The following is a 22099-nucleotide window of genomic DNA, read 5'->3' as shown; positions in this document are numbered from 1 at the left end:
CAGCGTGAACGAAGAACAACTGGGCAGAAGTGACCGGTGACTGTCCCTACCGGACGGAGGGAGTGGGCGGCCCGATGACCGGCTTGTGCACCGACATGTACGAGGTGCGGATGGGGGCGAGTTACCTGCGCCGGGCGATGGCGGGGCCGGCGACGTCCAGCCTGTTCGCCCGGTATCTGCCGGCGGACCGCGGGTTTCTCGTAGCGGCCGGACTGGCGGAGGCGCTGGACTTCCTCGAGCGTTTCCGGTTCGACGAGGACGAGATCGAGTACGTGCGGCAGGCGGCCATACTGGACACTCAGTCATTGGCGGCCCTGCGCGGCCTGACGTTCACCGGTGACGTGTGGGCCGTTCCGGAGGGTCGGCTGGTCTTCGCCGACGAGCCGCTGCTGGAGATCACCGCGCCGATCGCCCAGGCACAGCTGGTCGAAACCGCGGTGTTCAACGCGGTCACGTTCGGGACGACGGTGGCGAGCAAGGCGGCCCGCTGCCAGCTCGCCGCACCGGACGCCGAACTGATCGACTTCGCGTTCCGGCGCACCCAGGGCCTGGGCGCGGCGGCGACCGTGGCGCGGTGCTCGGCCATCGCCGGCTTCGCCGCGACCAGCAATCTCGCCGCCGCCCGCCGGTACGGGCTGCGTGCGTCGGGGACGATGGCGCACTCGTACATCGAGGCATTCCCCGACGAGCGGTCGGCGTTCCGCGCGTTCGCCACGGACTTTCCGGACAACCCGATTTTCCTGGTTGACACCTACGACACCGAGGCAGGAGTACACGCCGCCGTCGACGTCGCTGCCACGGCTGGACTCCGGCGACCTCGCGACACTCGCCATCCGAGCACGGCGGATCCTTGATGCCCGGCGGGCCCGAGCCCCACCCCGCCGAGTTGATGACCCGCCGGGATTTCGGCGGGCCGGTGCGGCAGGAAACCCACGATCCCACCCGGGAGCCGGTCGCCGACGTCCTTGGTGCCCGCGGCGGACAGCACGCCGACGAGGTGCGGGCGGGGATGGTTTTGCAATGCGTGCTGCTGACCGCCACCGACTTGGGACTCGCCACCGGCCTGTTCTCCCAGCCCGTCGAAGTGCCTGCGATCCGGGAGCGGCTGCGCCTCGCACTGCATCGCGGGAATGATCCCCAGCTGGTGCTGCGGTTCGGATACGCGCCGACGATCGGCTGTACGAATCGGCGGGCGGTGGCCGACGTCGTCGAGTCCTGAAGATTGCATAGTCACGGGCCGCCGTACCCGCCGCCGCCGGGTGTTTCGATGATCAGCGCGTCGCCCGGTTGGACGTCGGCCGAATCGCAGCCGGCAAGGCGGACGAGACTGCCGTCGGCGCGTTGCACCCGGTTGGCGCCGAGTGCACCGGGTGATCCGCCGGCCAGGCCGTACGGCGGCACGCGCCGATGGCCGGACAGGGTGCTGACGGTCATCGGCTCGCGGAACCGGATGCGGCGCACCGCGCCGTCGCCGCCCCGCCACCGGCCGTCGCCGCCGCTGCCGCGTCGGATGGCGAACTCGTCGAGGAGCACCGGGAACCGCCATTCGAGTACCTCGGGATCGGTCAGCCGGGAGTTGGTCATGTGGGTCTGGACCGCCGATGCCCCGTCGAACCCGGCGCCGGCGCCGGAGCCGGAGGCGACGGTTTCGTAGTACTGGTGTCGTGCGTTGCCGAAGCTGACGTTGTTCATCGTGCCGGAGCCTTCGGCCTGGACGCCCAGCGCGGCGTAGAGCGCGCCGACGATCGCTTGTGACGTCTCGACATTGCCGGCGACCACGGCCGCGGGGTACGTCGGCGCGAGCATCGAACCGTCCGGCACGACGATGCGCAGCGGGCGCAGGCAGCCGTCGTTGAGCGGGATGTCGTCCGTGACCAGGGTCCGGAAGACGTACAGCACCGCCGCGGTGACGACCGACGAGGGGGCGTTGAAGTTCGTGTCCAGCTGCGGTGATGTGCCGGTGAAGTCGATCGTCGCGCGGCGGTGGACGCGGTCCACGGTGATCCGTACCGAGATCGTTGCGCCGGAGTCCGTCTCATAGCGGTACTCGCCGTCGGTGAGGGCGTCGATGACCCGGCGTACCGCCTCTTCGGCGTTGTCCTGGACGTGCCGCATGTAGGACTGCACCACGTCGAGTCCGAAGTGGTCGATCATCCTGCCCACTTCTTCGACGCCTTTGGCGTTCGCGGCGATCTGTGCGCGTAGGTCGGCAAGGTTGGTCGTCGGGTTCCGGGACGGGTATGGCGCCTCGGTGAGCAGCCGCAGCGTCTCCTCGTCGCGGAACCGGCCGTGCTCGACCAGGAGCCAGTTGTCGAACAGCACGCCCTCCTCGTGCACGTTGCGGCTGGTCGCGGGCATGGAGCCGGGCATGAGCCCGCCGATCTCCGCGTGGTGGCCGCGGGAGGCCACGTAGAACAGGATCCGCGACGCGTCGGAGCCGAAGACGGGGGTGACGACGGTGATGTCGGGCAGGTGGGTGCCGCCGTGGTAGGGGTCGTTGATCGCGTACGCGTCGCCGGGTTGCATGCTGGTGCCGCGGCGGCGGATGACCTCTTTGACGCTGACGCTCATCGAGCCGAGGTGGACCGGAATGTGCGGTGCGTTGGCGATCAGATTGCCGTCCGGGTCGAACAGCGCACATGAGAAGTCCAGCCGCTCCCGGATGTTGACCGACTGCGCGGTTGACTCCAGCCGGACGCCCATCTGTTCGGCGATCGACATGAAGAGATTGTTGAAGATCTCCAATCGCACCGGGTCGACCCGGGTCGTCGCGTCGGACGCCTCGACGGTCGGCCGCATCCGTTCCAGGAGCAGGTGTCCGAAGTTCGTCACCGCCGCTCGCCAGCTGTCGTCGACCACTGTGGTCGCGTTCGCCTCGGCCACGATCGCCGGTCCGCTGATCGTGTCGCCGGCCCGCAGGCGTTCCCGGTCGTGCAGCGGCACCGTGCGCCACGTTCCGCCCGTGTACAACCGGGCCGTGGTCAGCGGCGCTGTACCGGCGCCGTCTTCCGGCGTGGCGGCCCGCCCGCCCAGTCGGGGGAGTTCCGGCTGCGTGGTCAGGCCGACCGCCTCAACCGAGACCGCCTCGGCGACCAGCGGCCGGTCCATCAGAAAGGAGTAGGTACGCCGGTATGCCGTCTCGAACGACGCCACCATGGCGTCCAGATCGGCGAGTTCGACCGGTACCGCGGTATCGGTGCCGTCGAAGCGCAGATGCACGCGCCGGTTCACCCGGATCCGTTCGGCCGGCACGTCCTCGTCCCGCAACTCCGAGCGCGCCGCCGCCTCCAGGGCGTCCGCGACGTCGGCCAGTTGCTGCATCGTCGCGGGCTCCAGCAGCGCCTCGACCGACTGTTCGCGCATGGCGGTGGTGTCGGCCAAGCCCATGCCGAGCGCGGACAACACGCCGGCCATCGGCGGTACGAGCACGGTGTGGATGCCCAGCGAGTCGGCCACCGCGCAGGCGTGCTGCCCGCCGGCACCGCCGAACGTGGTGAGCACATACTCGCTGACGTCACGGCCCTTCTGCACGGAGATCCGCTTCACCGCGTTGGCCATGTTGGCGACCGCGATCTGCCGGTAGCCTTCGGCGACCTCTTCCGCCGTGCGCTCATCGCCGGTCTGCTGGGCGATGGCCGCCGTCAGATCGGCGAACCGCCGTTGTACCACGTCGGCGTCCAGCGGCTGGTCGCCGTCCGGGCCGAAGACCCGAGGAAAGGTTGCGGGCTGGATCCGGCCGAGCATCACGTTCGCGTCGGTGACGGTGAGCGGCCCGCCGTTGCGATAGCAGGCCGGGCCCGGGTCGGCTCCGGCCGAGTCGGGCCCGACTCGGTAGCGCGTGCCATCGAAGCGCAGGATCGACCCGCCTCCCGCGGCGACGGTGTGGATGTCGATCATCGGCGCGCGCAGCCGTACCCCGGCGATCTGGGTGTGGAATACCCGCTCGTACTCGCCGGCGTAGTGCGACACGTCGGTGGAGGTGCCGCCCATGTCGAAGCCGATCACCTTGTCGAAGCCGGCCAGCTGGGACATGCGCACCATGCCGACGATGCCGCCGGCCGGGCCGGAAAGGATCGCGTCCTTGCCGCGGAAATGACCGGCCTCCGCCAGCCCGCCGTTGGACTGCATGAACATCAGTCGTACGTCGTGCAGTTGCTGGGCCACCGCTTCGATGTAGCGGCGCAGTACCGGCGACAGGTACGCGTCGACGACCGTGGTGTCGCCGCGCGGCACCAGCTTCATCAACGGGCTCACCTCGCTGGAGCACGAGATCTGATTGAAGCCGATCCGCTCGGCCAGTCGCCCGATCTGCCGCTCATGCGCCGGATGCAGGTGGCTGTGCAGGCACACGACCGCCGCCGCGCGGACGCCGTCTTCGTGCGTTCGCCGCAGATCGGTGGCCAGCCGTTCGACATCTGGTGCGCGCAGCACGGTGCCGTCGGCCAGCATCCGTTCATCTACCTCGATCACCCGCTCGTACAGCATCTCGGGCAGCACGATGTGCCGGTCGAAAATACGTGGCCGGTTCTGGTAGCCGATGCGCAACGCATCACCGAAGCCTTTGGTGGTGACCAGCACCGTGCGTTCACCTTTGCGCTCCAGCAGCGCGTTCGTGGCGACCGTGGTCCCCATTCGGACCGCCTCGATCTGGTCGACCGGGATCGGCGCCGTGTCCGGGATACCGAGCAACGCCCGGATCCCGGCAACCGCCGCGTCCTCGTACCGTGCCGGGTTGTCCGACAACAGCTTGTATGTCACCAGCCGGCCACCGGGCGTCCGGGCGATGATGTCGGTGAACGTGCCACCCCGATCGACCCAGAACTGCCAACGCCCACGTGCCACCCGGGTTCCTCCTAGACGGGCATCACATCGGTGGCCAGAACGGCTTGTCGGGCCATGGAAATCGCGTGCTCGGCGCACCGGAGGTAATACCCGCCGGCCAGGGAGGCGTCCAGTGCGGCGTCGACGTCTACGGGGCCCGTGCTGTGCAGCAGCAGCCGGTAGAGCCGCTGTCGCAGCCGATGCAGTTCGGCGTTGGCCGCGTCGATTCGTGTCTCCGTGTCGACCAGCGCCGATCGCTTGGTGCCGCCGGCCATGGCCATCATGTCCACGCAGACCTGGCCCATGCTGCACACGATGGCTTGCACGTCGGCCGGTCCTGTCGGCCTCGATGGCCGCGCCCCGGCGATCTCAGCCAACCTCCGTGCCAGTTCCGCGACGCCTTCGGCATCCGCATTGGCCTGCGCTGCGGCGACAACGGTCTGCAGTGCGATCGCCGACGGATGGAGACGGGTCTGCTCGATAGCCAACGCCTGATCATCGACGGCCTGACGCAGTGCGTGCAGTGCAATCGCGGCGTTCGGCAGACGGGTCGACGCAGAAGGATCCGGGTCGCAAAGAGCTGCTGTGACGTGTTCGAGCAAGATTCGCGAGAGCCCGATCACCTCGAGCAGCTGGCCGCCCAACCCGTCGCACTCCTGACGATTCTGCATTCCAGGCTCCTGCTGGACGGTCGGCCAACTTCCCCTCGGAATCTACCCCGAGCCAGACGGCTACGCGCCCGGAACGCTCCTATTCAGGTCGGCGCCGGACCGGCTCTACGCGCGGACCGGGGTGCGTCGCATCCAGGCACGCCGCAGTTCGTCGACGCCCCATACCAGGACTGGGAACGGCAGCAGCAACGCCAGCTGATCGATCGTCGGAGGCGTCGTGCCGAAGATGCCCTGCAGCCGCGGCAGCCAGACGACGGCGGCGGCGAACGCGAGCTCGAATGCGACGCCCCACAGCAGGAGGCGGTTACTGAACACGCCGACGCGGCGAAGGGACGCGGTCTGCGTGCGGGCGGCGAATGCGGTGCCGATCTGACAGGCGACGATGCCGAGGAACGTCATGGTCGTGGCCTGCCGCCAAACGTGGTGCAGCGGGGTGCCGGGGCCGGTGGGTCTCCCGTCTACCGGTGGAGGTGCACCGGGCGGTGGGAGATGGCCTGGATGTCGGCGGCCGTCGTCGCCAGGAGTTGGTGGCCGAGGTCGGCCAGGGCCCGTGCCGCCGCGAGCTCGTTACCGATCTCCGGGACGTCCTTGTCGGCCGGGTGGAGCCGCGCCTCCCCGGTACCGGCGATGTGCGTGTTGTCGTCGGTGTGCAGGCGCGCCTCCGCATACGTCCGGCCGTCGTGTTCGCCGATGAATATGTTGACGGTCCATTGCTTGATCGCAGTCATGGCCACTCCCACCAGTGTTCGCTCCGGAAGATCAGCCCATGTGGATGTCACGGTTGCCGGGCGACGAGGACGGGTACGGATGAGTGCTGCAGCACCTGCTGGGTCACCGAGCCGAGCCGGAGCCCCTCGAAGCCGCCCTGCCCGCGAGGGCCGAGCACGACCATGAGCGCGTCGTGGGCCTCGGAGACCAGCACGGGTGCCACCGTGCCCTGTACAGCGCGCAGCAGGACCTGCACCGTGGGGTACTTGGCCCGCCACGGCTCGACCTGGGCGGCCAGGACCTGCTGCGCCGCGGTGGCGAGCCGGGCCGGGTCCACACTGCGACCCCAGCGGTGGGCCGGCTCCTGCCAGGCACGCACCGCGGTCAGTGTTACGCCGCGTGACGCGGCCTCCGCGAAGGCCAGTTCGACCGCGAGTTCGGAGGGTGTCGAGCCGTCGGCGCCGACGACGATCGGCTGGTGCTGTGGCAGTAGGCTTTCCGGTCCGGTCCAGCGTTCGGCCGGCGACGCGGCCGAACACAAAGTAGAGCAGGTGTAGCAACACGGGAAACGATAATGCCTGACCGGCAGGCCGAGCGCGGTGTGTCTGTCCAGGTCAACCGCGATGGCGGGTTTTGGAACCTCACAGGCTGCGGCGACTGCCCGTGTGGACCCCTGACGATCCCGAGACCGTCACCCGACCCACAAGCAGACTCTGGAGACCCGCGATTCCCGGCGCGCACACCGGGACACGACCGCGCCCGACACCCGATCCGACACACACCCCATTTACGCGCAGCGATGGAGCCGGATCAACTTGGCACGACCTGCGGATCCGGGTCTGAGCATGGCAACCGGGCCCCCCGTCGGTGCGTTTGTGCTTTGGCCGCAAGGTCACTGGCGCGAGGGTGCCTCGATACGGCAAACTGAGCCGGTTGGGACGCCGACGTCGCCGCCTGAGCCTGTGAGGGATCGGGATGGACAACGGCCCAGACACCCCCCGACCGGAAGGTCGGGCCGAGACCGACGTCCGTTTTGTTGCTGCGGCCAGGCTGGAGCTCGACGAACTCCTTGAGCAGCTCATCGAGCGGGTCCGGGATGTGCAACGCTCCCAGGGGCGGCTCCGCGGGCTGCTGCGCGCCAACCTCGACGTCGCCCAGAACGTTGATCTTGAGCACGTGCTCCGCCAGATCGTGTCCGCCGCCAAGAACCTCGTCGATGCCCGCTATGCCGCGCTGGGCGTGATCCAGGATGGTCACCTCGTGCGTTTCCTGCATGAGGGCATGGAGCAGGAGACCGTCGACCTGATCGGGCACCTGCCCGAGGGCAAGGGGCTGCTCGGCGCGCTGGTCGAGCACCCGCACCCGGTGCGGCTGCCCGAGATCTCCGACCATTCGGCATCGGTCGGGTTCCCCGATGGGCATCCGCCGATGCACAGCTTCCTCGGCGTGCCGATCCGGTTGCGCGACCGGGTGTTCGGCAACCTGTACCTGTCCGAGAAGCAAGGCGCTGCGACGTTCAGCCGGGACGACGAGGAGGTGGTCAAGGCGCTCGCCGGCGCGGCCGGTGTCGCGATCGAAAACGCGACGCTGTTCAGCGAGACCCGCCGGCGCCGCGACTGCCAGGAGGCCATGACCGCGGTCACGACCACCCTGCTCGAGGGCGCCGACAGCGAGCGTGCCATGCGTGCCCTGGTGGACTGCGCGTTGCGCGCCAGTTCGTGCGACGGCGCAGCGTTCACGGCCCCTGCGGGCGAGGAAACGGCCGAGATGCAGTCACGATGGCGGTCGGTCTGCTAGATCCTGGCACGGTCGGGCCATTCCCGGCGTCGGCACCCTCGCCCAGAGTGTGCTGGCGGACCGTCAGCCGGCACTGATCGCCGACCCGGCGGCGGACCCACGAATCGAGGCAGCCGCCCGGGTGCCGCACCCGGGCTCCACCATGGCGGCCCCGGTCGTCGGCAACCGCGGCGTACACGGCGTGCTGACCGTCGTGCACCGCCGCGGCGCGGCGTCCTTCACCCTCGCGGACCTCGAGATGATCACGTCGTTCGCCGCGCATGCCGGGCTGGCTCTGGACGTCGCGCCGTTGCGGCGGGAGAACGAGCACATCCGGGTGCTCGAAGACCGTCAGCGCATCGCCACGGACCTGCAGGAGACGCTCATCCGGGACCTGTTCGGGATCGGCCTGTCCCTGCAGGGCGTCGCGAGCCGGATCGCCAACCCCGACGTGCGCGCCGCGCTCGCCGCGAGCGTCGACGAGCTGGATCGCATCATCCGCGGGGTGCGGACGGCGGTCTTCGCGATGGAGCCGCGGGACCCTGCGCCGGACCTTGGAGCGGACCGGAGTTCAGGGCGCGTCAGTAGCTCGTGAGCCCGGCCGCGACGAACCTGCCGCGGACCCGCTCGACGAGATCACGGCCCGGCGGCGCAGTGTCGCGCAGGCGAACGGGGATGCCGAGCCGGTCGTACTTTGCCGCACCGGGCCGGTGGAACGGCACGATGTCGATCCGCCGGTGGAACGGCACGATGTCGATCCGTTCGACGTTGCCGAGGCCGGCAGCGGAGCGGGCGACGGCGTCCACCTCGGCGAGGTCGTCAGTGAGGCCCGGCGCGAGCACGTACCGGACCCAGACCGGCGTGCTGCGGGCGGCGAGCCGGCGGGCAAAGTCCAGCGTGGGGCCGAGTTCGCCGCCGGTGAGCCGGCGATACCGGGCGGGTTTCCACGCCTTGATGTCAAGCAGGACCAGGTCGGCTGGCGTTTGGTGGCGATCGTCGCTGTATGCACCGGTTGCTGTCATCGTTGCTGTCGGTCGGGCTAGCGACTTCGGTGCCGGCGCGACCGCGCCCGAAACGTCCGGATCGTGTACGTGGCCAGGGTGTGGTCCGCCGTCGGCAGAAGATGAACGTGCCGCCGCGTCGCCTGGTGCAACATGAGGATGCCGTTCTGCTCGGTCACGTCGAGGCCGAGCACGTCGCCGGAGAACGCCTTGGCGGCGGTGACGTCGGGGCACGGCGTAGCCGGTGAACGCCTTCGTCTTCGCACCATCTGCGCTTCCGTTCCGCACGGTCGTGGTGGCCGCGTGTCACGGTCCATCCTGCCCTGCCGGACGCGCGGGAGAGCGCTCGGCGGCATCGGGCCGACACTCCCCGATGTACCCAGCGGTCACGGTGGGGCACCGTACGGTTGGACAACCCGGTGACCCTGCACCAAGGGCCACCGGGTTCTATCCGCTGGATGTGTCCGTGGCAGTTTCTACGCCTGGCGGATCAACTGGTCGAGTCGGCCCTGGTTGAGGACCAGCGGTAGCTGGGTCTGTGGCGTGTTGCCGATGACCAGCGGTCGCATCATCTCGATCGCGCCGCCGGTGTTTGCCCCGTCCTCGTGGGACATGATGTGGCAGTGCCAGACGGACGCTCCGCCGACGGTGAACGTCGTCACCCAGGCGGTAATGAAGCCGGGTGGGGCCACCATCGTTTCCTTCGGGCCGGTCTCGTACGGAGCCGGTGGCTGGAACGTTCCGATGCTGGTCGGTTTGCCGTTGGCGTCGAACGTGGCGGGCCATCGGCCGATCAGCCGCATCTCCACGAGGTGCAGGTGGATCGGGTGGGCGTCCGGGCTGTGGTTGCGCATGGCCCACGCCTCGGTCGAGTTCAGCTTCGGCGTCTCGGTGGCCGGGTCGAGGTAGTTCAACAGCTGGTTCTTGTCACCGAGCTGTGGTGCACCCGGGATGACCTCACCGGCCTGAACTGTCCGCAGCCTGGCCTTGAGAAGATCGTCGGCGATGGGCCCGTTGTTGGTTTCCAAGATCGTCGACGGGACCCGAGAGCGGTCCTTCGAACTGGTCGAAGAGCCGACGTCGAACCGCATGAGCTGCGGAATCGTGGCCACGGTGGGATCGGCGTTCGGGAAGGGCGCCGCGGCGTCGTTGGCCAGCACCCAGTTCTGCGAGTTGTGGCCGGTGAAGTCGACAACCACCGTGTACCGCTCGCCGGGAGCGACGAGCAGGCCGGTCTGGCCGACGTCGGCGGGGTGCCGCAGGTACCCAGAGTCGCTGGCGACCACGGTCATCTTTGGAGCGGAAGCCGCCGGGCCACTGGTCTGGGTCAGGCTCAGGTGGTAGAAGCGGGAGTCCGAGCCGTTGATGAAAGTGAAGCTGTAGCGTCGCGGCTCCACGCTCTGCTTCGGTGCGATAACGCCGTTGACTACCGGGGTGTCGCCGAAGAACTCGGGATTGGCGTGGCTGTAGCACAGCTGCTTGTCTTGGGTGAACGACTTGTCCTGGAGCACGTAGGCCTTGGCAAAGCTGCCGCTGGGTAGGCCGAACGTCGGTTCCAGCAGGTCCGTGTTGGGCATGAACCCGGCCAGCCCCTCGTACGCGTGGTACGAGGTTTGCGCGTCGATGTGGTCGTGATACCACAGGGGCGCCGCGGCCTGGTTGTTCGGGTAGTGCTGGGTCTGCGAGCCGCCGGGTGAGGTCTCCACCCCGATAGGCGCGGGCGCGCCGTCGCTGGCGGCCGGCTGCAGGCCGCCGTGCCGGTGCAGGGTGAGCTTGTTGTCGTTGTTCGGCTGGTCGAACGGGAAAATCTCAGTTCCCGCCGATGGCAGGGCGTCGATGACTTTGACGTCGGTCGGCCGGTTCTTTCGGGTGACGATCGTCGGGCCGAGGTAGTCCGTCTCGGCGCCGGGCGCGCTGTAGCTCAGCGTCTTTGCTGCGGGCCATTCGCTCGAGAACTTGTGCGTCGTATGCACCTGTGCGGTGAGCGTGAAATGGTCACTGCGCTTGTCGTCGGATGTGTTCTCGCCGAGTGTGCTCGCGTCCGATGCTTTGTCGTCTGCCGTGCTGTCGTTGCGCCCCTTGTTGTCAGGTTTCGCCACCGGCGGCTGCGGAACGGCGTCCTTGAAGAACGTGGCCGTCGGCGACGGGCCGCAAGGTCCGGTTGGTTGCGTGACCTGCGCGATCGGCGATCCGGCCTGAACCGGCGATCCGGCCCAGACCGGCGACCCAGTGCCTGCCATCGCCGCGCCGGTGAGCCCGACCAACAGACCCGCCCACAGTGGGCGCGTGGTAGTTCGGCGCTGCGCTGTCATGTTGAGCAAAATGATTCCCTCCCCGTAGGTGTTCTTCTCCCAGACGCGCGCTTCGGCTATGCGCTGATGTGGCAGCGCGAGCGGTCCAGGTGTGCCGCATACTGCGGCAACGCGCGTAGTCCCCTCCTTGCCGGTCGGGACATCGGCCCGCGTTGTGTAATCGTGACCGGCAGAATGGGAACACGACTCGGCCTACCGCACGTCGATGCGCAGTCCGTGGCACCAACTGGCCGATCATGTCCTGAGTGGACGTGCCATCGAATGGCAACAGCGTGACCTGCGCACACTCCGCACACGCGCGCGTCATTCGCAATGACGGTGCGAGCGTAAACCTGAGTTCAGGACGGGCGCCGGACATTTGCAAAAATTGGATATTCTGATTCAGCAGCTGGTCCTCCATCGAGGGTTGCCCACATGATGGATCAAGCGTGAAGAGGTGCCGCCTGAGCTGGCAATATAGGACTTGTCGAGGGTCTTTCTGGCCCGAACGGAACGCGTCTGAGCAATCGAAGACTGCCGAAACACGTCCGGAGATCACGGTGAGCACCCGGTCGCGCCGATGCTTGCCGAGCAGTTCCTGCCACCGGGCTGCGGATGCGAGCCGATATGACGCTACGCAGTCTGGATAGGGTGGTTGTCGGTCGAGAGGTGAGCCCACGATGAGCGCGACGCAGCATCGACAGCAGATCGGGCGCTGGCGGGAACTGCTGGCCAGTGAGCGGGACGCGGCCGAGTTGTACGATCGGCTCGCCGCGGCGGAGACCGGGGAGCGGCGCGCGGTACTCGCCGAACTCGCAGCGGTGGAGCGTCGCCATGCCGCACATTGGGAGACCAAACTGCGTGAAGCCGGCGCGGATGTGCCGGCGCGTGCGCCGGTGTCCGTGCGGACCCGTGTCCTGGGGCTACTGGCCCGTCGGTGGTCGGTGGCGTCGGTGCTCCCGCTGGTCGAACGCGCCGAGAAGGCCGATGCCGGCCGCTACGACCAGGAGCCCGACGCCGCGGCGTCGATGGCGGCCGAGGAACGTGGCCACGCCCGGACCATCGCGGCGCTCATCCAGGGCGGGCGGCCGGATTCGCAGGCGCAGATTGCCCGGCGCGAGCGGTGGCACCGTGGCGACCGGTCCGGGTCGCTGCGGGCCGGTGTGTTCGGTGTCAGCGACGGCCTGGTGTCCAACACCGCGCTTGTCATGGGTTTCGCTGGGTCGGGATCGTCGCGTTCGGCCATCCTGCTCGCCGGCGTTGCCGGGCTGCTCGCCGGAGCGTTCTCCATGGCCGCCGGTGAGTACGTTTCCATGTCCAGCCAGCGCGAGATGTACCAGCGTGAACTGTCGCTGGAGGCGCAGGAGTTGGCCGAAAGCCCGGCCGAGGAACGCGAGGAGCTGGTTCTGCTGTACCGGGCGAAGGGGCTGGACCGCGCCCAGGCCGAACGGGTGGCCGACCGCCTGATGGCCGACCATGAGGTCGCGCTGGACACACTGGCCCGCGAGGAGCTCGGCCTCGATCCCGGCGCGCTGGGATCGCCCTGGTCGGCCGCGCTGTCCAGCCTCGTCGCGTTCGCTATCGGCGCGTGCGTCGTGGTGATCCCGTACCTGTTCGGCGGCGGCACGGCCGCGCTGGTCGCCGCCATCGTGCTGTTCGTGTTGGCGCTGGTAGCGGTGGGGGCCGGGACCGGCGCGCTCAACGGCCGCTCCCGGCTGCGGTCCGCCGCCCGGCAGCTGCTGGCCGGCGGGCTCGCCGCGATAGTCACCTTCGGCGTCGGGCACCTCATCGGCGTTTCCGTGAGCTGACCGGTCAGCGGGCTACCGGTCGCAGTATGCGGCGCCTTCCACGCCGGCTACGCGACCGTGGTGGGGTCGTCGCCGTCCTGGCGGCGCCGCGTGTCGTGGTCCGGATTTGGTTGCCTCACGCCGGTCGCCGTCGTACACCACACGCCAGAGCGGCACGACGCTATGACAGCGTAGTGCCGGGGCGAAGCTTCAGGAGGCGTCAGGGGTGAGCTGCCGGTAGGCGGATGGTGAAGGCCGCTCCTACTCCGGGTTGGCCGGTGGCGTCGATGGTGCCGCCGTGGCCGGCGATGACTTCCTGCGCGAGCGCGAGACCGAGCCCGAATCGGCGGTGGTCGTCGTGGCCGGCGCGGGCGAACCGGGCGAACAGTCGTCCGGCGTCGGCGGGGTCGAACCCGGTTCCGTCGTCGCGGACCACGAGGACGACCTGGCTTCCGTGGTCCTGCGCGGAGAGTTCGAACGTGACGTGGCCGCCGGGCGCGGTGTGGCTGAGCGCGTTGTCGGCGAGGGCGGTCAGGACTCTGCGCAGGGCTGCCTCCCGGCCGCGCACGATCGACGGGCCGGCCGGGTCGGGGACGAGGGTGAGGTCGACCTCGTCTTCGGCGGCTCGCGTCGATTGTCCGGTGATCACGTCCGCGATGACCGCGGCGAGGTCCACGTCGGCGACGGTGTCGGCGCGGCGCCGCAGCTGGGTGGAGAGCAGGAGGTCGTCGACGACCTCGCCGAGGTGACGGGTGCCAACGACAAGCCGGCTGATGTCGTCGGTGATGTCGGCGGCGGTCGCGCCGGATCGGATGTCCCGTTCGACGAGTTGGGCGCGGGTGTGCAGTTGCGTGAGGGGTGCGCGCAGTTCGTGGCTGGCGTCGGCGACGAACTGCCGCTGCCGGGCGAGCGCATCGCCGAGGGGTGCGGTCGCCCGGCGGGCAAGGAGGGAGGCGAAGAGGATCGCCACGACGAGCCCGGCGAGTTCCGCGAGGATCAGGGCCGTGAGCAGCCGACGTTGGTCGGTCTCCTGCCGGTGCTGTCCGACGATCACCTGGATCGTGGTGGCGTCCCGCTGCCGGGTCAGCATGAGGTAGTCGTCACCGTCGATGTCAACGGACCGGGTCTCGGTCGGGCCGCCGGCGTGGACCCGGCCGAGGGCGGCGCGGTCCGGGAGCCCGTAGGGCGGGTCGGCGGTGCCGGTGAGCGTGTCGTCGTCGTGCAGCTCGAAGAGCCAGACGTCCGGTGGAGGGTCGGTGACATCCTCGGCCGTGGCGGCGGTCTGCCGCAGCAGCGCCTGGGCGGCGGCCCGCTGGCTGCGGGTCACGACGACCATGGCCAGCACGCCGACGATGAGGATGGTCACCGCGATCGCCGCCGCGGTCTGGACGGCCAGGATGCGGCGGGCCCGGTGGACCAGCTGCCGGTCGGGGTCGCGCGGGAACCGGATGGCGCGGATCACAGGTCGCCGAGCCGGTAGCCCACGCCGCGGACGGTGGTCACGGCGCCCGCGCCGAGTTTGCGGCGCAGGTAGTAGACATACGTGTCCACGAGCGAGTCGGCGGCGGCGTCGGGGAAGACTTGCGACACGATCTCGTCGCGGCTGAACGGGCGCGACGGGTGCTCGGCGAGCAGCCGGAGCAGGTCGGCCTCCCGGCCGGACAGCGCCGCCGTTGATCCGTCATCCCTGGACACGGTCCGGGCGACCAGGTCGAACTTGGCCGTCCCGATTGCCAGGGTGCGGGTCGCGGCGGGGTGGCGGCGCAGCAGCGCGCGGACGCGGGCGAGGAGTTCGTCGATCTCGAAGGGTTTGACCAGGTAGTCCTCGGCGCCGGCGTCGAGCCCGGCGACACGGTCGGCGAGGGTGCCCAAGGCGGTCAGGATCAGCGTCGGGGTGCTTATCCCGGATCGGCGCAACCGGCCGAGCAGGTCCACGCCCTCGATGGCCGGAAGCCCGCGGTCGATGATCATCGCGTCGTAGGCGCGGCTCAGGGCGTGGTGCAGGCCGGCTTGGCCGTCCGGTGCGAGGTCGGCGGCATATCCCTCGCTGCGGAACAGGCGCTGCAGCATGGTGCCGACGTCACGGTCGTCTTCCACGATCAGGATGTGGCCCCGGTTGAGCGAGCCGGTCATGCCGCCACGCTCGAAGCGCGGTTCGACGGCGTCACGTTGTGCGGGTGAGGTGATCGCCCATACGTTCGCGGCGCTGGCATCCGGGCCTCCTCGGAGTTGGGCAATCGGTGGCGCGCCGCCGGGCGGCCGCTACGCCCGAACGCTCCGGCTGGCGGCTTCCGCTGTCGGCGGCGCCGGGTTTGGAGAATCCAGTGTCTCCACGCGAGCATCAGAGGACTCTGAGAATACGGATCCTACGCTTTCACCCGATGCGCGGTAATTGCGGTGCCGGTCCGAGAAACGGCTCCGGCGGGCCCTGCTCCGACGAGCCGGGTACATTTCCTGGAGGGATAGTCTTGACCACGTTGAACGGCCTGCCGGCCCATATTCTGCTCGTGCACGCCATCGTCGTGCTGCTGCCGCTGGCTGCGGGATTGCTGGTGCTGACCGCGGTCTGGCCGGCGGCGCGCCGCCGGCTCGCCGGGCCGAACGCCCTGTTGTCGCTGGGCGTGCTGGTCCTGGTGCCGATCACCACGGATGCCGGGGAGTGGCTGGAACGCCGGGTGCCGTCCAGCGAGCTGCTGCACGATCACACCGAACTCGGCGACACCGCATTGTTCGTCACCGTCCCGGTCGTCGTCCTGGCGTTGATCGTCTGGTGGCGGGGCCGGGAGGATGCGGCTGTCGCGACCGTCACCGCGGCCAGCGCTTCGGAGATGGAGGACTCGCCGCGTTCGGGGGTGTCCACGGCGACGCTGACCCGCCCGGTAACGTCCCGGCGGGCTGTGCTCGCCCCGGCGTCGAGGGCCGTGACGATCGTGATCGTCGTGTTCGCGGTGCTCGCCGCTGGTGGCGCTGTGTACGACATCTACCGGATCGGTGATTCCGGCGCCAAAGCCAGCTGGACCGGCAACTTCAGCTCCACCCCTACCAAGGAGGGTCCGGGCCGGCCTGGCGGTAAATAGCCGTCGAGTTCCGGCGGCCCGCAGCCCGATCGCGAGCCGCCGAACCGTTGGGTCCGCCATAGCCGCGGGCCGGCGTCCATGAGGCAGCAGTTCGCCCTGCTCCCGGTGCCCGGCCCGCACCTGCTGCGCTGGCCGGCGGCTCGGTCGCGGGCTCATCCGACGTGGGCGGCGTCGAGAGCGGCCTGCAGGGATTCGATGTATCCGTCGCTGGTGTAGGTAGCGCCACTGACGGTGTCGATGTGCGCATTCTGGGCGCTGAGCGCCTCAGTGCGCAGCTGCGGCAGGGCGTAGGAGCTGATCTGCTCGTTGCGGCGGTCGCCGGACGGGTGTTGCAGCGTCGTGACGTCGGTGATCTTCCCGCCGGTGATCTGGACCTGGACCTGGACCGGGCCGTAGCGCGTATGCGCTGTCGTGCCGTTGACGGTGAGGGAGTTCGGCGGCGAGGACGACGTCGTACCGCCGGCGCCGGACTGCGCAGGTGTCGCGGCGACGATGCCGGGGCGTTGCGCTGCGGCGGACGGCGTTCCCGGCCCGGTGCCGGGCCCCTGAGTGCTGGTGCGGTAGCTGAAGAGCAGGACGACCGCGGCGAACGTCGACACGATCATCAGCGTGATGCGGCGCTTCCCATGCTGCCTCGGCCGGCTGCGCCCGGTCACCACGCGAACTCCTCGAGGTGGATGTGGTCTGCGGGGACGGCGGCCTGCCGCAGCGTCGTGCGGGCGGCGTCCATCCAGGGAGGTGGCCCGCAGAGGTACGCCTCGTGTTCGGCGATGTCCGGCACCAACTGCCGCAGCGCTTCGAGCTCCGCGACGTGGGCGTACTGCGCGGGAAGCCATGAGCCGCGGGCCGGCCGGCTGCCTCGCAGATAGACCACACGGACGCCACGCCGCCGCGCGAACGCGTCAAGTTCGGCCTGGAACACCGGTTCCTCGTGCCGGCCGATCCGGTACAGCAGTGTCGTCGTCGCCGCGGCGGGCACCAGGTCGTCCAGGAGTGCGCGCATGGTGGTGATGCCGACGCCAGCGGCGATCAGCAGCACCTTGTGGCGGCGGTGACGGGCGGCCGTCATCACGCCGAACGGCCCCTCGATCAGGACCCGTGTTCCCGGCCGAAGCGACGCGACCCGGCCGCTGCCGTCGCCGAGATCCTTCACCGTGATCCGCAGCTGATCCGTGCGTGGTGCCGCGGACAGGGTGTACGGGTTCGCGCGCGACCATCCGGGACCGTCGAGGAACCGCCAGAGGAAGAACTGTCCGGCACGCACCGGCAGCCGGTCGAGTCGGCGGCCGCGCAGGTGGACGGACACCACCCCCGGCGCCTCCGGCACGACCGCGGTCACCCGGAGCCGGTGGTACACCGACCGCCAGACCGGCATACCAACCCTGAAGACCAGCACCGCGGCCAGGGTCGCGCCGTAGATGGACCACCAGAAGACCCGGGCCGGCGCGGACGCGGTGAAGTCAGCGCCTGCCCACAGTTGATGCGGTAGCGCGAGACCGACACCCAGATACGCGTACAGATGGATGAGATGCCAGGTCTCGTACCGCTGACGGTGCCGCGCCGCGCGTATCGACAGCACCACCACCAGCACCAGCAACGCCGTTCCAGCCGCGGCGAGCAGCATCCCGGGGTACGTCACCACCAGGTCCCACGCCGTGCCGAGGAATCCGGTACGCCCCGACTGCGCATATCCCACTGTGACGAGCACGACATGGGCGAGCATCAGCCAGAACGACACGAACCCGACCAGCCGGTGCCGGCGCGCGAGGGTGTCCTGCCCGTAGCTGCGCTCCACCCAGGGAATCCGGGCCATCAGCAGCACCTGCAACAGCAGCAGGTCCGAGGCCACCAGGCCGGTCACCCGGCCGGTCGACGTTGCCGCACCGCCCTGGGCCCCGAGTTCACGCAACCCGCCGCCCGCCAGCCACAGGGTCATCACCGCCGCGATGCTCAGCAGAGCGGCGGAGCCGGCGACATCCTTCCACCACCGCTTCGGCACTGGACGTGCCGGTACCCGACGGGACGGTACCGGTGCCGGGACATGCGCCCGTCCGACATGGCGTGTGATCGTCATGGAACTCTCCTCCGGCGAGCCGCGGCCACCATGGTGTGTGGACCAAGCCTCTCCCGCCGAACATCGGAGAACGCTGAGGAACGCCTCGTGAAGCCTGCACCGGCCGGCGGCGCCGCCACCGTCGGCGCGGCTCGCCCAGCCCCGTCAGTACGACCGGACGATCGGCCACCCGGGAGATCAGTTCCAGCGAACCCTCGCTCTTGTCACCGACCTGTGACCCTCGCCGCACGCGGCCGTCGTTCAGATCACAGTTGCGCCTACGAGCTGTTCGACGCCGAAGGTGATGGCCATGGCCAGTGCGCCACCGGCGACAGGCCGGCAGACGGCACGGCCGAGGCCCGCCCCGCCCAGTTTCGCGCTCACTACGCCCGTAACCGCGAGCGCGAGGACCACCACGACGAAGGTAGCGGGCACCCGGGCGCCGGGCGCTCGCCCAGCTGCGGCTTGTCCGAACTATCACGCGGCAGCAGGGCAAGGAGCCTCCGGCGCTTGTGACCCAGTTCGCCTGGGTCGACAAGCGGTGGTTCGAGCTCACCATCGCCGGCGAGTCCGGGACCGCGTTCTACCTCCAGACGCCGGAGCTCGCGCATCGGTAAGGACTGCACACCGTGTCGCCAACACGTTCTGGCGGGCAGCCCAGCCGGGTCGACGACGAGAACGGCGTTGTACGGGGGCCGCAGTGCTGCGACTCGATCGTGTTCAAGGCCTCGCTAGACCACCCAGGCGACTGTCGATGGGCTGTGCGAGAGGGTGTGGCCGGCCGGTCATCGCGGCCAGGGCGGCGGCGACGGCTTCGAGGTCGGCGCGGATGTACGTGGTCGTGGCCGGTTGCGGGGCTTCCTGCTGACGGTCTCCGTCGTGGACGACCTGGTCGCGATCGCAGTGCTGGCGATCGCCTATCCGGAACATCCTTCGATGGCGGCGTTGCTCGCCGCGGCGGGAATCTTCGGCGTCGTCCTGCTCGTCCGGGCGTGGGGCGTACGGTACGGGCCGGTGTACGCGCTGCTGGGGGTGGCGGCCTGGCTCGCGGTCTCGGAATCCGGTGTCGACCCGGTCGTGGTGGGGCTGGTCACCTACGCCTATGCTCCCGGCCGCACAGAGTTGCAGCGGGTGAGCGACCTGTTCCGTCTCTTCCGGGAGCAACCCACCCCGCAGTTCGCCAGTTCGGTTCGGGCCGGGCTGGCCTCGGCGCTGTCGCCGAACGAGCGGCTGCAGCACCTCTACCAGCCGTGGGCGAGCTATTTCATCGTGCCGCTGTTCGTGCTGGCCAATGTCGGGATCGTGATCGACGGCGAGGTCCTGGCCAAGGCGGTCACCTCCCCGGTCACGCTCGGTGTCCTGGTGGCGTACCTCGTCGGCAAGCCGGTCGGAATCGTCGCCACGTCGTGGCTGGTGGCCTGGTTCAGCCGCAAGCGGTTCCGGCCGCCCGTCGGTTGGGCCGCCGTTACCGGGGTGGGCACGATCTCCGGTGTCGGGTTCACCATCGCCCTCCTGATCGCCACCCACGCGCTGAGCGGTCCCGCCCTGGACGAGGCGAAGCTCGGCATCCTCGCCGCGACGGTCGGTTCGTCCGTCGTCACCTGGCTGGTGTTCCGCCTCGCTGCCCGGCTCCCACCGGCGCGGCGTGCCCGTGCCCTGCTGGGCACCGCGGAGGGGATCGTCGACCTGGTGGTCCCGGTCGATCCGGAGCGCGACCACGTGCGTGGGCCCCGCGAAGCGCTGGTGACGGTCGTGGAGTACGGCGACTTCGAGTGTCCCTACTGCGGGCAGGCCGAGCCGGTGGTCCGGGAGCTGCTGGCCGACTTCACCAACGTCCGGTACGTCTGGCGACACCTGCCGCTGAACGACGTCCACCCGCATGCTCAGCTCGCCGCCGAGGCGGCCGAGGCAGCTGGGGAGCAGGGTGCGTTCTGGCAGTTGCACGACCTGCTCTTCACGCACCAGGACACGCTCAGGCCAACCGACATGATGCGCTACGCCGAACAGCTCGGCCTAGACCTGAACCGGTTCCGGGAGCACCTCGCCGAGCGCAAGGGCGCCGACCGGATCGCCGAGGACATCGACTCGGCCGACCTCAGCAGCGTGTCCGAAACCCCGACCTTCTTCATCAACGGCCGGCGCCACCACGGCGCGTACGACATCGCCGCGCTCTCCGCGGCGGTGAAGGCGGCGTTCGCCCGTGCGAACCTTGATGCCCTTCAGCGTTAGTTCATCGGGGGTGACGCCGCGGTCACGTGGAGCTGGTGAAGATCAGCGGGATGACGCGAGGAGGCCGCCGATCCCGGTCGAGTCGGCGTCGCGGACCAGCAGCCCGAGCAGCTCGCATCGGTGTCCACGACTGCATCGACAACTCTCGGTTGAGCAGTAGCCTGGCGTTAGGCGTGCCGGGAAGCCTGGTCGGCGATTCCACCACCGTGGGAGCTGATCATGAGCGCCGCCGCCTTCCTCTTCACCACTGGCCGGTCTGTCCTGCGCGCAGCAGGGGCCGGCGGGCGGCGGGGTCCCGTGACGTGCCTGGCCGGCGTCGATCCGCCGGCCGTCTTCCCGGGTCTGGACGGAGGGAGAGGCAGATGCCGCCTGGCAGGATTCTCGATGCGGTTCTGATCGCCGTATGGCTCACCGCGTTCATCGTGGTTGCGATGGTGCATCCCGGGGTGGCCAACGCGATCATCGCCGTGGTGGGTGCGCTGCTGCTCGGCTGGTACAACACCCTGATCCGGCACGACCCGAAGGATGACTCGCTGCGACCGCGGTGGCAGGCGTCGACCACCGCACGTTGAGCCACCCCATCGGGGCATGCGCCGGGGTTCCGCAGGTATCCGCCCCTCGGGCCGGATGCTCATGACAGCGTTTTCCGCGCGTGCGCGGCAAGAGCGGCTTCGTACCTGCCGCGCACGTCGGCCAGATCTGGCTCGTCCGGAACGCTCTCCTGCGCCGATCGCTGGATCATCTCGGCTTGCCGGAGCAGAACGTCGCGTTCGCTGTCGGTGGTGGTGTCGGCCATGATGGCGGTGAGCGCATCCAACTGCCGGCGCAGCCGGGCCAGGACCCGCACCGGCAGATCCCGCAGCAGCCAGGCCAGGCGGGCGGCGTCATAGCCAGCGTCCATCACCACCCACATCTGCGGGTCACCAGGCCGCCAGTGCCCCGCGGCGATCAGCCGGGCGAGCACGCCACGGACCTGCCCGGCGGTGACCACGGCCAGATCAGCGCCCGGTGTCAGGCGCACCGCGTCCAACGGCGCGGTCCAGGAACTGCGGCCGGTCTCCAACGCCACCACGAACGAGTACGGCCAGCCCGGCACCCCGATGTGCTGATCCTTCGCCCGGCCGTACGTGTGGCACAAGATCCGCTCCGGCACGGTGCCCGCCTCCGGCCGAAGCCAGCAGGTGACATCCAGCGCGAGCACGATCCGGCCGTCGCCGGCCCGGGGCAACGGCACCGACGCCACCGCCGTGCGCAGCCGATCCACATCCACCCGACCAGCACCGAGGGCGTCATACAGCGCGCCGTGTCCACGACGGTGCTCTGCGACCAGCGACAACCCCGGCAGCGACCGCACCGGCCCGTCCGCGCACAACACCGCGTCCGCCAGCTCGAACAACGCATCGGCACGAGCCGTCAGACAGCGATACAACGCTCCGCGGAACCAGCCCAGATCCCCACCCGCACCACCACGCCCACCATCAGGCACACTGATCCTCCGCAGCCCTTGATCGGATCTTCTTCCCTAGACAAGAGGAATGATCGATCAAGGGCCGCACCCATGATCAGCCGGGGTCGATGTCACCCCACCCGAGGTTAAAGATCAAGGTGCGCCACGAACGCTGAAAGGGGCTCTACGTAGGAGAGTTTTCTGAATGCGATGCTGTGCGAGGGATGAAGGATTGGCC

At 69.4% G+C, this 22099-nt stretch carries 19 protein-coding genes and 3 pseudogenes; 8 read left to right on the top strand and 14 right to left on the bottom strand.

The genetic code is table 11. The features are described 5' to 3' along the window. Positions 1-74: 74 nt before the first annotated feature. Both AB0B76_RS55325 and AB0B76_RS55320 read left to right on the top strand, forming a co-directional pair. Positions 75-858 (top strand): annotated as a pseudogene (locus AB0B76_RS55325) (nicotinate phosphoribosyltransferase); the annotation flags it as partial. Then, positions 854-1219 (top strand): hypothetical protein, encoded by a 366-nt coding sequence (locus AB0B76_RS55320; protein WP_360393401.1) that lies wholly within the window; start codon positions 854-856, stop codon positions 1217-1219. The pseudogene AB0B76_RS55325 and the gene AB0B76_RS55320, both read left to right, overlap by 5 nt. Positions 1220-1230: 11 nt before the next feature. Here AB0B76_RS55320 and AB0B76_RS55315 read toward each other — a convergent pair whose 3' ends face one another. The 5 genes from AB0B76_RS55315 to AB0B76_RS55295 form a co-directional block, all read right to left on the bottom strand. Further along, positions 1231-4842 (bottom strand): hydantoinase B/oxoprolinase family protein, encoded by a 3612-nt coding sequence (locus AB0B76_RS55315; RefSeq protein ID WP_360393372.1) that lies wholly within the window; start codon positions 4840-4842, stop codon positions 1231-1233. An 11-nt stretch (positions 4843-4853) separates the two neighbouring features. Then, positions 4854-5492 carry a hypothetical protein gene (locus AB0B76_RS55310; protein ID WP_360393369.1) on the bottom strand — a complete coding sequence of 213 codons (639 nt, stop codon included), beginning with the start codon at positions 5490-5492 and terminating at the stop codon, positions 4854-4856. Between the two features lie 105 nt (positions 5493-5597). Then, positions 5598-5891: a cation-translocating P-type ATPase C-terminal domain-containing protein gene (locus AB0B76_RS55305; RefSeq protein ID WP_360393366.1), complete on the bottom strand. Its 294-nt coding sequence runs from the start codon at positions 5889-5891 to the stop codon at positions 5598-5600. Positions 5892-5950: 59 nt separating this feature from the next. After that, positions 5951-6220 (bottom strand): DUF1876 domain-containing protein, encoded by a 270-nt coding sequence (locus AB0B76_RS55300; RefSeq protein ID WP_360393364.1) that lies wholly within the window; start codon positions 6218-6220, stop codon positions 5951-5953. A gap of 47 nt (positions 6221-6267) precedes the next feature. Then, the gene (locus AB0B76_RS55295) at positions 6268-6741 is read right to left on the bottom strand and encodes a universal stress protein (protein ID WP_360393362.1); all 474 of its coding nucleotides are present in this window, start codon (positions 6739-6741) and stop codon (positions 6268-6270) included. Positions 6742-7175: 434 nt separating this feature from the next. On the opposite strand from AB0B76_RS55295, the gene AB0B76_RS55290 reads away from it, so the two are divergent. Both AB0B76_RS55290 and AB0B76_RS55285 read left to right on the top strand, forming a co-directional pair. Then, on the top strand, positions 7176-7997 hold the full coding sequence (locus tag AB0B76_RS55290; RefSeq protein ID WP_360393360.1) for a GAF domain-containing protein: 822 nt from the start codon (positions 7176-7178) through the stop codon (positions 7995-7997). Then, positions 7885-8571, top strand: coding sequence for a GAF domain-containing protein (locus AB0B76_RS55285; RefSeq protein ID WP_360393358.1), 687 nt, complete (start codon positions 7885-7887; stop codon positions 8569-8571). Before AB0B76_RS55290 ends, AB0B76_RS55285 begins: the two co-directional genes overlap by 113 nt. Here the strand turns inward: AB0B76_RS55285 and AB0B76_RS55280 are convergent. The 3 genes from AB0B76_RS55280 to AB0B76_RS55270 form a co-directional block, all read right to left on the bottom strand. Further along, a complete protein-coding gene (locus AB0B76_RS55280) occupies positions 8558-8998 on the bottom strand; it encodes a hypothetical protein (RefSeq protein WP_360393356.1) in 441 nt (146 codons plus the stop codon). The two genes, AB0B76_RS55285 and AB0B76_RS55280, sit on opposite strands and share 14 nt — an antisense overlap. A 17-nt stretch (positions 8999-9015) precedes the next feature. After that, positions 9016-9246, bottom strand: a complete 231-nt coding sequence (locus AB0B76_RS55275; RefSeq protein ID WP_360393353.1) for a hypothetical protein — start codon at positions 9244-9246, stop codon at positions 9016-9018. Between the two features lie 207 nt (positions 9247-9453). Beyond that, positions 9454-11289, bottom strand: a complete 1836-nt coding sequence (locus tag AB0B76_RS55270) for a multicopper oxidase domain-containing protein (protein WP_360393350.1) — start codon at positions 11287-11289, stop codon at positions 9454-9456. A gap of 659 nt (positions 11290-11948) precedes the next feature. Between AB0B76_RS55270 and AB0B76_RS55265 the strand changes: the two genes are divergently transcribed. Beyond that, the gene (locus AB0B76_RS55265) at positions 11949-13076 is read left to right on the top strand and encodes a VIT1/CCC1 family protein (RefSeq protein WP_360393347.1); all 1128 of its coding nucleotides are present in this window, start codon (positions 11949-11951) and stop codon (positions 13074-13076) included. Positions 13077-13275: 199 nt separating this feature from the next. Here AB0B76_RS55265 and AB0B76_RS55260 read toward each other — a convergent pair whose 3' ends face one another. Next, positions 13276-14517 (bottom strand): HAMP domain-containing sensor histidine kinase, encoded by a 1242-nt coding sequence (locus tag AB0B76_RS55260; RefSeq protein WP_360393344.1) that lies wholly within the window; start codon positions 14515-14517, stop codon positions 13276-13278. Then, positions 14514-15188 carry a response regulator transcription factor gene (locus AB0B76_RS55255; protein WP_360393341.1) on the bottom strand — a complete coding sequence of 225 codons (675 nt, stop codon included), beginning with the start codon at positions 15186-15188 and terminating at the stop codon, positions 14514-14516. The genes AB0B76_RS55260 and AB0B76_RS55255 overlap by 4 nt, the downstream gene beginning before the upstream one ends. Before the next feature lie 344 nt (positions 15189-15532). Here AB0B76_RS55255 and AB0B76_RS55250 point away from each other — a divergent pair, with 344 nt between their 5' ends. Next, a complete protein-coding gene (locus AB0B76_RS55250) occupies positions 15533-16132 on the top strand; it encodes a hypothetical protein (RefSeq protein WP_360393339.1) in 600 nt (199 codons plus the stop codon). 152 nt (positions 16133-16284) lie between these two features. On the opposite strand, the gene AB0B76_RS55245 is transcribed toward AB0B76_RS55250, so the two are convergent. The 3 genes from AB0B76_RS55245 to AB0B76_RS55235 form a co-directional block, all read right to left on the bottom strand. Continuing rightward, on the bottom strand, positions 16285-16737 hold the full coding sequence (locus AB0B76_RS55245; RefSeq protein WP_360393394.1) for an FMN-binding protein: 453 nt from the start codon (positions 16735-16737) through the stop codon (positions 16285-16287). Positions 16738-16784: 47 nt separating this feature from the next. Further along, complete coding sequence (locus AB0B76_RS55240; protein ID WP_360393337.1) at positions 16785-18131, bottom strand: ferredoxin reductase family protein; 1347 nt, start codon at positions 18129-18131, stop codon at positions 16785-16787. A gap of 315 nt (positions 18132-18446) precedes the next feature. Continuing rightward, entirely contained in the window at positions 18447-18620 is a 174-nt protein-coding gene (locus AB0B76_RS55235; protein ID WP_360393334.1) for a VIT1/CCC1 transporter family protein, read from the bottom strand. Between the two features lie 411 nt (positions 18621-19031). On the opposite strand from AB0B76_RS55235, the pseudogene AB0B76_RS55230 reads away from it, so the two are divergent. Continuing rightward, a pseudogene (locus AB0B76_RS55230) lies at positions 19032-20414 on the top strand (Na+/H+ antiporter NhaA); the annotation flags it as partial. 362 nt (positions 20415-20776) lie between these two features. Beyond that, positions 20777-20986 carry a hypothetical protein gene (locus AB0B76_RS55225; RefSeq protein ID WP_360393331.1) on the top strand — a complete coding sequence of 70 codons (210 nt, stop codon included), beginning with the start codon at positions 20777-20779 and terminating at the stop codon, positions 20984-20986. Between the two features lie 251 nt (positions 20987-21237). Here the strand turns inward: AB0B76_RS55225 and AB0B76_RS55220 are convergent. Beyond that, positions 21238-21900: pseudogene (locus tag AB0B76_RS55220) on the bottom strand (transposase); the annotation flags it as partial. Positions 21901-22099 lie beyond the last annotated feature (199 nt).

This window comes from Dactylosporangium sp. NPDC049140 (assembly GCF_040648435.1).
This window is presented reverse-complemented; position numbering and strand designations above follow the sequence as displayed.